We start from the raw sequence: 9,762 nt of genomic DNA, 5'->3' as shown, positions 1-9,762 counted from the left end.
CCAGCCGCGGTCGACGACGAGCTGGGCCAGTCGTAGACGAGTACGCGGGGTCAACGCTGCGTTAGCGTGGGACACGAAGGCCTCCGGATCGGTGATGCGGTGAATTCGACAGCTCCACTTCACCGCCGGAGGCCTTCACCAGTCACACAGGCTCACCGTTCCAACCCGGTACAACCTCCCTGGACATCACATCTAGTCGTCCATGCGATATCCGGCATCGGGCGGTCCTCCCCGGCCGCCCAACTGCTTGCCGAGTTCGGCCCCGAAGTCGTAGATCGTGGTGCGCGAGACCCCCAGCGGCCGGGCAACCGAGGAGAGGGGCCTGTGGCCAGATGGAAGTCGGTCGTGTCCCGCGCGGGTTACTGCACCGCATCCATTTGCGCCCGGCACCGGGGCGCTCGCGAATGCCTTTGCCGGACTCTCGCGGTTGGGTGCGTGTTCTCGCCGCATATGGTCGTGGTGATTATGCAGACGGAGGAGTGAAGAGTCATGGCCGCAGATGAGGTTCTGATCGTCGGTGCTGGCGTGGTGGGAGCTTCGGTGGCCTATCACTTGGTGCGGCTTGGGCACAAGCGGGTAACGGTTCTTGATATCCGAGACTGTGACGTACTGTCTGGTTCGACCGGTCTGGCCCCTGGATTCATCGGCCAACTCAGTGCCACCGAGGAGCTGGCCGTACTGGCCAAGGACAGTGTTGCCACCTACCAGAAGCTCTCGGCGGCCGCGCCCGCACCGTTGTTCTGGCAGGTCGGTTGCCTGGAGGTCGCCACCACACCCACGCGCATGGAACAGGCCCACCGGGATGTTGAGCACGGCCGGCGCTTGGGGATCGAGGCACGGGTGCTCGACAGGTCCGAGGCTGTGGCGCAGACGCCCGCACTGGTGAACGCCGAGCGTGCTCTCGGAGGGCTGTATATCCCTTCCGACGGCGCTGCTGACCCCGCCGCGCTCACCCACGCCCTGGTCGATGCTGCGGAGAAGGGCGGAGCGCACTTCTTGTGGAAGACGCCGGTGCGTGGGCTGGAGATCGAACACGGTCGGGTCGTGGGGGTGCGTGTGGGCGGGGAAAGCCGGTTACTGCGGGCTAGGCGGGTCGTGTTGGCCACCGGCATCTGGGGACCGGCCCTGGCCAACCAAGTCGGAGTCCGGCTCCCCATGGTGGCCGTCCAGCACCCCTACCTGTTTACCGCCGAGCGGCGCGAACTCGATGACACCGCCATAGATGTCCCTATTGTCCGATACCCGGACCACGCGGTCTACACCCGCCGCCACGGCCGCCGCTACGGGCTGGGCAGCTATTCCCACACGCCGCTGCCGCTGACACCTACCGCCGCGCTCGCCTCGGCCGAGTGCCCGTTCTGGGCAGCCGAATTCGATGACGCGTTTGCCGCGGCGACTGCATTGGTACCGGCCTTCCGCCAGGCACCTCGGGGGCGCCGACTCAACGGCGTGTTCGCCCTGACCCCAGACGAGATTCCGCTCGTGGGACCTGCGGCCGACGTACCCGGCCTGTGGTTCGCCGAGGCGTCCTGGGTGACTCATGCCTGCGGTATTGGCCGGCAGTTGGCGAACATGCTCCTGGAGACAGGCGACGTCCTTGTCGACCCGGACCGGCTCGCCCCCGACCGGTTCGCCGACTGGAGCGAGGCGAAGATCCGTGACACGGCACTTGGGCACTACCAGGGCATCTACGACGCCCACTGACTGCCTCTGCGCGGTATCGCCGATTCCCAAACGGCCGCGTGCGCCCTCAGCGCGCTACGGCCGCGCCGCTCGAATGGTCACCCCGGGCACCGATACGAACTCCGCACACCCGTCACCTGGATCCGTCACTGCCTTGGCTCTATGGCTCTATGGACCGGGCAGGCCCCTTGCGGAGAGGCACCCCCGATTAACTCCAGGTCCCGCTCAACCAACCCTCGGGATGATGACTTCGTGACCATTTACCCGAAGCTCTCACCGTCTCTTCTGTTTTCGCCCACCGGCCTGCAAGCGCTGCGCGACATCGCGACATCCGAGGCGGGGACTGCCATCCTCTGCGGCGTCCCCGTTGCGGGGAAGACCACCGCCACCCAGCTGCTGGCGGAACTGCGGAATCCCGTGGTGCTGGACGAGGACACTTTCGCGCCGCAACTCGAGGAATCGGTCATGTCGGAACTCAACGGCAATCCGCACGACCGCGACAGCGACCTACCGCCGTGTCGTGGCCCCACATCTCTACGCCGCCCTGGTCCATCAGACGGTCACGAGCGCGAAGCGGTGCCCGGGCGCGGTGGACGCCCCGTTCCTGGCTACGTCGAGACCGCCGCCCAGCGCGGGATGCCGCTGGCCGACTACATCCGCACGATCACCCAGGTACCTGAGGCGCAGATCCGGACCGTGTGGGTCGACACCGACACCGCCCAGATCCGCGACCGGATGCTGCAGCGCGGCGCCGAACGCGACCTCCCCGAGCTGTCGGACTGGAACACCTACCGCACCACAGTGCTCGACTCGGATCTCGCCCGAACCGGGCCGAGCGTCGTCGACCACGTCGTCACCCACTGAAGTCGCGACCATGCACTGGGCAGACAGGGTTCCGCATCGACCTCAGGCCAGGGATGCTGCGGCCCAGCTGTTTCGGTGCCAGTGTCGGTGCGGACGGCCACCATGAACCTGGTGTGCCCGAAATACGATGCACGACAGGGAAACTGGTGCAGGGAGGGTCTGTGATAGTCGACCGCAGCGTGCATCGCCGCGCCTACGAGTTGTGGACCGACGAACGCAACATCGAACTGGTCGAGCTGCTGCGTACCGGGATGCCGGTCGAGCAGATCGCCGCACGCGCCGGTCGCAGCGTCGCCGCGATCCGGGGACAGTGCCGCAAGCTTCTTCCGCCGCACGTCCGCGTTAGCGATTCCACCGCGGTGCCGACGCTGCGGACGCTGCTGGGGTCACCGGATTTCGACTGGCGGGAGTCACTGCGCGAGCGGCACCGCCGCGCTCGCAGCCTCTACTGGGACACCGAGATGACCATCCAGTTACGCCAGGCATGGACTGACGCCCGGCCGCTGCCGGAGATCCGCGAGGAATTCGACGCCTCCGAGATCGAGGTCGCCCGGCAGCTGATGCGCCTGGACCTGACCGAGAACATGCGCGAGGTCGCCGATCACCTCGGCTGCGACCCGGCCGGGACGTTGGCCAGGCGCCTGCGTCTGGCCGCCGACCGCACCTCGGCCGCGGTGTGAGTTCTGGATCGTCGACGGGCCTACCACCGGTTCGCGCACCCGTTTCGGCGCCGCGGCTGCGGCATGTGTCGGTCCATGTCGACTGCGACACCGCCGACCTGGCATTGGCTGATGTCATGTTTGATCACATGACCCGCGGTGGGAGCGTCGACGAGATCACCGCCACGATCGCCGAACGCATGCCGAGAGAGCACGCGAGGGCGCCCCGGACGCGCTGCAGGTCGCTGACCGGTTCCATCTGTGGCAGAACCTCGGCCAAGCGGTGACTGTACTGCAACATGTTTCACAACGACCCCGGTCGGTCAAATTTATCAAAAAACATTGGCATGCAAAACTATTCGTGGTCCACTAATTCGGTCACGCCCTCGAGTAGTCACGAGCCTGGGTGCGGCGAACTCTCGGTAACAGCCCCGCCTTCGTCTTTGCAGCTGATCACAGGCGGGGCTGTTACGCAAGGTGCCTGGCTTCGATAGTCGCGGAGAGCCTCAGGCCGGCGGGTCCGTGAAGCATCGAGTGGATACTGGAGAAATCGAACGTGAAGATACTTTCCGTCGCAGCTGGGATCGCTGCAGCAACCCTCACTGCACTGGCGCCTATTGGCACTGCGGCTTCCGGCGAGCTCGCGATCATCAACCGCATTGCGTACGAGGATAGGTTCGGTGACCTCGACCGGTGCATTAAGGTCGGCCCGATGGAGATCACTGTAGAAAATCACACCCGCAACCGCACCGCTTACATCCATGAATCCGATAACTGCACCGGCGCCGCTGCGGGTAGCGTGGCACCGGGCGCCAAGGGCACCGCCTACGGCACCACCGTGGACTTCAAGAAGCCTTCCGGCAGCGGCAGCTTCCAGTAATAGAAAACCTCGGTGCTGGCAGCGCCGGGCACGCTCGGGATGACGGTAAGTATCGTGACGCACTGCGGCTGGTGCACGGATTTTTAACGACACCCGCGTTGGGCAGCTGGCTCGACGACCTCTCCACCTGAGCCGGGGGGCGGTGACTCGATCCGGCAAGAGAGCCTCACGACTTCTGTGTCGGTTCAGTGTCGTATTTCGTGGACGATGGCTTGGGTGCGGCTGTGTAGGACCTCGTGCAGCATGATGCGGGAGATTGCCATGTTCGACAGGTGTCCTTGCATGGTGATCACCGCGTGCGCGGCGGCGCGGCGGCATTCTTGGATCAGGTCGGCGAATGCGGGGGGGAGCAGTCCGCTTTGTGGTGCGGGTTCGTAGAATACGGCGGCCAGTTCGTAGCCCAGTGCTGTGGCTGCGGCCCGCAATCTCTCCTCATCCGAGTCGCGGTCGCAGTCGTTGGCGAGGTCGTCGCGTAGGTAGCCGTAGGCAAGAGGGCGTAGTGCGGTCATCGCAGAGCCCGGTTCTGCGTCGGCGGCCACCGCGGGTCCTCGCCTGCACCCGCGCGATCGGCCGGGCGGCTGGCGAGATTGCTCGTCGCGGGGTCTGTCTTCGAAGCCATGGTCTCCCCCTTCTCCTTTGTTGCGGCGAGGTGGTCGACGATGTCGATGGCCTTCGATCGCTGCATTTTGGTGTGGGTGAGTTCGGCGGCGCGCCCGGCTGGGCAAGCGGTGTCCGGGCTGGAGGTGGTGGTGCACACGGTGCAGTCGGCGACGGTCCCGGTGAGGTGGGCTCGGATGTTGCTGTCGTCGAGCGCAGCGACCAGACCGAAGAGACTGAACGGGTTTAAGGACATAAGGATCGGGTTTCTGGCTGGTGGGCGTCGTGGAGATTTACCCCGGCGCGGCCGACTTCGTTGTCGGCCTGCTGACGTCGTTGTCGATGCCGGGCTTGAGGTGAGCTGTTCACGGTCGGGCTGGCCGCTCCCACGTCCAGTTTTGATGTGAGCGCTCACTTCAATACTCTGCTACTTCAACACCGGCATGTCAACCCCAATGCGTAGAGGTATGGCTACTGCCCCGCGAACTCTTCTCCGTTGTCATCTGGATGCGTGCCCCGCACCGGGAACGCCGTGGTGAGGGGTCTGGGGTATGCCGCCGGCCGCAAGCGTCCACCTATCTGTGGTCGGAACTTGATCGGTGGTTGGAGAGGCGCTTTCTTTGGTAAGGCGGCCGACTTGGGCGGAGAGACTCGTGCAACGGTAAAACTTGTGCGAGGGTCTGATCCCGAAGCAGCCCCTCAGCGACTCTTCCGCGAGATGAAGACCATGAGCGAGCGGTACGATCGGCAAGGCCATAAGATAGCTGGATATTTCTCCGCATTTAGACCGTGTCTTACGTGGTTGTGATTCGTTCACGTTGTGCCGGAATCGGCTGTGCTGCATGATGTTCGACTCGTGGTCGATGAGTTGTCGAAACGTCTCGTCCCGGACGAGTTGTGGGCATTGGTCGAGCCGTTGCTTCCGCAGTTCACTGTGCGTCCGCAGGGTGGTGGTACCGCCCCGGTTGATGAGCGTGCGGTGTTCACCGCGGTGTTGTTCGTGCTGACCAGCGGCGTGGCGGATGCTGCCGCTCTCGTTCGGGTCACCGTGCTGACCGCGCATCGCCGGTTCAGTGTGTGGACCGAAGCCGGGCTGTGGCGGCGTCTGCACAACGCTGTCCTGGGTGAGCTGGGCGGCGCGGGCTTGATCGACTGGTCGAGAGCGGTGATCGACGCGGCGAGTGTGCGGGCGAAAAGGGGGGATCTTTAACCGGTCCGAGCCCGGTCGATCGCGGCAAGCCCGGCTCGAAGATTCACGTGCTGTCCGACCGCGCGGGATCGTTCTGTCGGTGGCTATATCGGCTGCCAACACCAACTACGCCGAAGCGCTGTGTCCACTGGTCAAAGCGATTCCTGCCATCCGATCGCGGCGCGGTCCGCGCCGACGCAAGCCCGGCAAGCTGCACGTGGACAAGGTATACGACACCGTCGAGCTGCGGCGATGGGTGCGAAACCGTGGGATCGGCGTCCGCATCGCTGGCAAGGGTATCGAATCCTCCGAGCGCCTCGGCCGCCACCGGCGGGTGATCGAGCGCACGATTTCCTGGCCGGGCGGCTACCACCGGCTCAACCTCCGCTACGACCGCAAGGCCACCCACTTCCTCGCCTCCCTCACCCTCGCCGCGGCACTGACCTGCTACAAGAAACTCACCAAATCAGCCACATGAGACATACTCTTAGCGGAGTTGAAGAAATAGGCACAGGGGCCGCATGGGAGGGAGAATCGAAATGGGCATATTGGTGATGACGTAGGTAATGGATGAAGATATTTTGCGAGAAGATCCCATATTTCTCGCGGAGTACGTGCGGGATGAGATATCAGTAACCGGATCTGCAGATCGTCTCTCGATTAAATGCGAGCCGAAACGAGAGTTCTAGAAATCCATAAAGAATGCGTCAGAGGGAAGTCGACTTATGCTAGGCGATTGATTAGACGACTCATGCTAGGCGATTGATTAGATGAGTGCCGCTTATCCAGGATGGGATCCTACTTCCTCGATAGTCATATGCGAAGATTGCGACAATGCCTACACTGACGCATTGCGCGGTTGTGGTTGGCTGTAAATTGCATTTTTCGGATATTCGGTGCCGCTGGATTATGTCACGGAGTAGTGAGGGCGGGCGTTTTGAAAAAGCGTGACCACCGCTACCGCATGTGCAATCGCGGAGGGTGGGTCGGTTCAGCGGCCAACGATACGTGCCAGCCCGGGAGGGGGAAATTATTCTTTCCTATGCCGTATAATAAAAGTCGACACCCTCGGGCGCCACGGAAGTAAATTTCTTTCAATGTCAGCGGCTCTCGATGAGAGCATGGTTCATTTCATGGGTCACATTATTGCCGACGGGTCACGACCGCCGCACTCAGCACTCGGTGACGTTTATGCTGTCGTTCGAGAAGGTCACCGTAATCAGCGGTACCGCGTTGTGCTGTGGGACGGCGAGGGGAATGCTGTCATCTACAACACTGGCGGCTGGCTTGACATTGCTTCCCGGTGTGAGGGATTCGTACGGCTGGAAGGGTGTCCATCCCAAGCGGCTGACTGAGACCCAGCCGCTTCAGACTTGCGGCGAGACGTGCAGTACCGCTGTCCTCGCTGTCGCAATCTGGCGCAAGTCGCTATCGGGCGCGCGTTGGCTGCTGGCGCACAAAGAAGAAGCTGAGCGCCATCTAAATCACTCGCTAGGTAGCCAGCCGCCTCCACATCGGCGTCACCAACGTCACGGCCTCATACAACTAGCTCCTGGCACGACGCAGCATCACCAACCCTGCCGAGATTGCCTAATACATCTGCTACGGACCGCGCCGGTCCACGCTCGCGGACTTGGCGTGGACCGTAGGGGCACGGCGGCGGATCGAAGAGTGTTTCCAGCAGGCCAAGGGCGAAGTCGGCCTGGGCCACCATCAGGTCCGCAGCTGGCGGACGTAGTACGCCCACGTCACCCTGTCCATGGTCGCCCTGGCCTGGCTCGCCGGTACGGAAGCCGTTGCTGCAAAGGGAAAACGGCGACAGCGATCAACACATGATCATAACGACACGCAGACCGCGGCCGAACCCGGCGCGGCCCGGTGGATACCCGGACACGCCGTGGTGACCGACGAAATCCGCACATCTCGTTCCGGAAGGGGGATCGGGGGCCGCCCCGATCCCCCTTCAAGATCAAACCCCGTGGAACGGGTCAGGTCCTAGATCGAACTTCGGGTATCTCCATCGTCGGTGGCCAATGCTGAGCGGGGGTCGGGAGCAGGAATCCCCTCGATGTTTGTCAAGCTGGGATAGGTTTGTCGCTGGTGGCGTTGAGGTGGCGGTAGGTCTGGCGGGCGAGGTGGCGCTTGAGGCAGCGTCGGATCTCTTTGGTGGTTCGGGCTTCGGCGCGGCTGCGTTCGACGTATCCGCGCGTGGTGGGGTCGTGGATCATGCGGGTGATCGTGGCCATGTGGAGGGCACGGTTCAACCGCCGGTCTCCATCGCGGTTGAGGCGATGACCGACGGTGTTGCCCGACGACGCGGGGATGGGGTTGACCCCGGCCAGGCAGGCGAACGCAGCTTCGGAACGAATCCTGCCGTGGTGTGACCAGGCGATCAGGCAGGCGGCCGCGGTAACGGGTCCGATTGCGGTCTTCTCGAGCAGGCCGGCGGCTGGGGTGGCGCGTAGGAGGGTGGCGATTGTCTTTTGTTGGCAGTGAGTTCGTCGTCGAGTGCCACGACGCGGTCGGCCAGGCGCGTGGCCTCGGCTCGAGCGGTTGCCCGGGCCAGTGGCTCTTGTCGGGGGCGCCAGCGGGAGATCTCGAGTATCTGCTTGCTGCGCAGTGGGCGACGAGCGTCGATGCCGAGATCGATCGCACGCATCAGCGCTGTCAGCGCGTTGACGGTCGCGGTGCGTTCACCGGTCATGTGGTCTCGAGCTGTCACCAGGACACGCAGCGCGGCTCGTTCGCCCTCGTCGGAGCGTGGGTGAAGCAGCTGGGTTTCCTCCAGAGGCGGTGCGACTTCGGCGATGCGGCGGGCATCGAGCGGATCGGACTTCCCGACTCCGCGGTGGACACGGGCGTTCATCTGCGGCGCTTCGACGACCTGGTAACCGGACTCGGCTGTGGCGCCAGCGAGTTGGGCGCCGTATGTCGCCACGCCCTCGACGACCCATAGGGCAGCAAGGTCCCCGCCGGTGCGTCGCGTGGCCCATGCGATCGCGCGGGCCATACCCGCCCTGGTCGTGGGGAACTCGGCCGAGTCGATGGGCTGCCCGGTAGCAGCCACGATCGCGAGAGCGTAGTTGCGTGCGTGGGTGTCCACGCCGATGACGGAGGGGTGATTGTGCGCGACGATGGTCACGTCGGCTACCTTCCTTGCAGCAACAGCGGTCCGGCCGCGCGCGGCCGACGCCGTTCTGGGAAGAGGTCACTCCGGTTCAGCACTGTGATGGGCCACGATCCGCAGGTCGGGCAATCTCCTGATCAGGAAACCGAAGTGGGACAGGACGGCTTCGGCCGCTGCGACTCCGCAACGGACATGTCCAACCGAAGGACACCTGCGAGGGCCAGTAATTGTATAAGTCGAGCCGGGCCGCCTACCCTGGTCGGCCAGTCCCAGACCAGCCACCCGAAGACTCACAGTGATTGTAGTGGATGTTCCAGATTCCGAGTGCGTCGGTCCGTTGGGTTTCGCTGGTCCATTCGTGGGCGCCAGGATCCGGTGGTAGCGCACGACCTTGCCGTTGCGCCGCGGCGTGTAGAGGGTGATGCGTTGGTGGCGAACTCCGAGTAGGACTTTCGCGAAGTCGGTCGCCCGGTAGCAGGCGCCGTCATCGGTGACGATCCGCTGGATGTGGCTGATGCCGTGGACGGCGAAGAACGCTCGCGCCACGTCACGACCACGCAACAGTTAGCTGCGGTGTTTCCGCCCCACTCGATCCTTCGTCCGCTTGGGAATCCCGACGAAATGGCCGGTTGAATTCTTTGGTCTAGGCTATAGAAGTTTTTCCTACGAAGTGTGGAAGTGTGCGGTGTCGGTCGTTGGGCGGCGTGGTAGGGCTGGGTGTGTCGGGTGAGTGAGCGGTGTGTGGTGGTGGTCGGTCTCTACG

At 63.8% G+C, this 9,762-nt stretch carries 7 protein-coding genes and 4 pseudogenes; 6 read left to right on the top strand and 5 right to left on the bottom strand.

The annotated features are described in order from the left end of the window. The first annotated feature begins 489 nt into the window (after positions 1 to 489). From ACWEH3_RS35135 to ACWEH3_RS35125, 3 genes are all read left to right on the top strand, one after another. Entirely contained in the window at positions 490 to 1,704 is a 1,215-nt protein-coding gene (locus ACWEH3_RS35135) for an NAD(P)/FAD-dependent oxidoreductase (protein ID WP_450026388.1), read from the top strand. Positions 1,705 to 1,935: 231 nt separating this feature from the next. Next, positions 1,936 to 2,547 carry a hypothetical protein gene (locus tag ACWEH3_RS35130; RefSeq protein WP_450026384.1) on the top strand — a complete coding sequence of 204 codons (612 nt, stop codon included), beginning with the start codon at positions 1,936 to 1,938 and terminating at the stop codon, positions 2,545 to 2,547. A gap of 161 nt (positions 2,548 to 2,708) precedes the next feature. Next, complete coding sequence (locus ACWEH3_RS35125) at positions 2,709 to 3,227, top strand: hypothetical protein (RefSeq protein ID WP_450026382.1); 519 nt, start codon at positions 2,709 to 2,711, stop codon at positions 3,225 to 3,227. Positions 3,228 to 3,351: 124 nt separating this feature from the next. On the opposite strand, the gene ACWEH3_RS35120 is transcribed toward ACWEH3_RS35125, so the two are convergent. After that, complete coding sequence (locus ACWEH3_RS35120; protein WP_450026380.1) at positions 3,352 to 3,486, bottom strand: hypothetical protein; 135 nt, start codon at positions 3,484 to 3,486, stop codon at positions 3,352 to 3,354. 276 nt (positions 3,487 to 3,762) lie between these two features. On the opposite strand from ACWEH3_RS35120, the gene ACWEH3_RS35115 reads away from it, so the two are divergent. Beyond that, entirely contained in the window at positions 3,763 to 4,086 is a 324-nt protein-coding gene (locus tag ACWEH3_RS35115; protein ID WP_450026378.1) for a hypothetical protein, read from the top strand. Positions 4,087 to 4,271: 185 nt separating this feature from the next. Here ACWEH3_RS35115 and ACWEH3_RS35110 read toward each other — a convergent pair whose 3' ends face one another. Both ACWEH3_RS35110 and ACWEH3_RS35105 read right to left on the bottom strand, forming a co-directional pair. Further along, positions 4,272 to 4,625: a hypothetical protein gene (locus tag ACWEH3_RS35110; RefSeq protein WP_450026376.1), complete on the bottom strand. Its 354-nt coding sequence runs from the start codon at positions 4,623 to 4,625 to the stop codon at positions 4,272 to 4,274. Beyond that, positions 4,592 to 4,939: a hypothetical protein gene (locus ACWEH3_RS35105; protein ID WP_450026374.1), complete on the bottom strand. Its 348-nt coding sequence runs from the start codon at positions 4,937 to 4,939 to the stop codon at positions 4,592 to 4,594. The genes ACWEH3_RS35110 and ACWEH3_RS35105 overlap by 34 nt, the downstream gene beginning before the upstream one ends. Positions 4,940 to 5,539: 600 nt before the next feature. Between ACWEH3_RS35105 and ACWEH3_RS35100 the strand changes: the two are divergent. Next, positions 5,540 to 6,350 (top strand): annotated as a pseudogene (locus tag ACWEH3_RS35100) (IS5 family transposase). A 1,071-nt stretch (positions 6,351 to 7,421) separates the two neighbouring features. Further along, positions 7,422 to 7,685 (top strand): annotated as a pseudogene (locus ACWEH3_RS35095) (IS701 family transposase); the annotation flags it as partial. A gap of 262 nt (positions 7,686 to 7,947) precedes the next feature. On the opposite strand, the pseudogene ACWEH3_RS35090 reads toward ACWEH3_RS35095, so the two are convergent. Together ACWEH3_RS35090 and ACWEH3_RS35085 are read right to left on the bottom strand one after the other, a co-directional pair. Then, positions 7,948 to 9,014, bottom strand: a pseudogene (locus ACWEH3_RS35090) (IS110 family transposase). A gap of 280 nt (positions 9,015 to 9,294) precedes the next feature. Next, positions 9,295 to 9,542: pseudogene (locus tag ACWEH3_RS35085) on the bottom strand (IS481 family transposase); the annotation flags it as partial. Positions 9,543 to 9,762: the final 220 nt, after the last annotated feature.

This window comes from Nocardia sp. NPDC004718, from assembly GCF_053601535.1.
This window is presented reverse-complemented; position numbering and strand designations above follow the sequence as displayed.

Excerpts from the sequence above, each read along its gene's own strand:
- ACWEH3_RS35135 (WP_450026388.1), top strand. The coding sequence starts at position 490 with ATGGCCGCAGATGAGGTTCTGATCGTCGGTGCTGGCGTGGTGGGAGCT.
- ACWEH3_RS35105 (WP_450026374.1), bottom strand. The coding sequence starts at position 4,939 with ATGTCCTTAAACCCGTTCAGTCTCTTCGGTCTGGTCGCTGCGCTCGAC.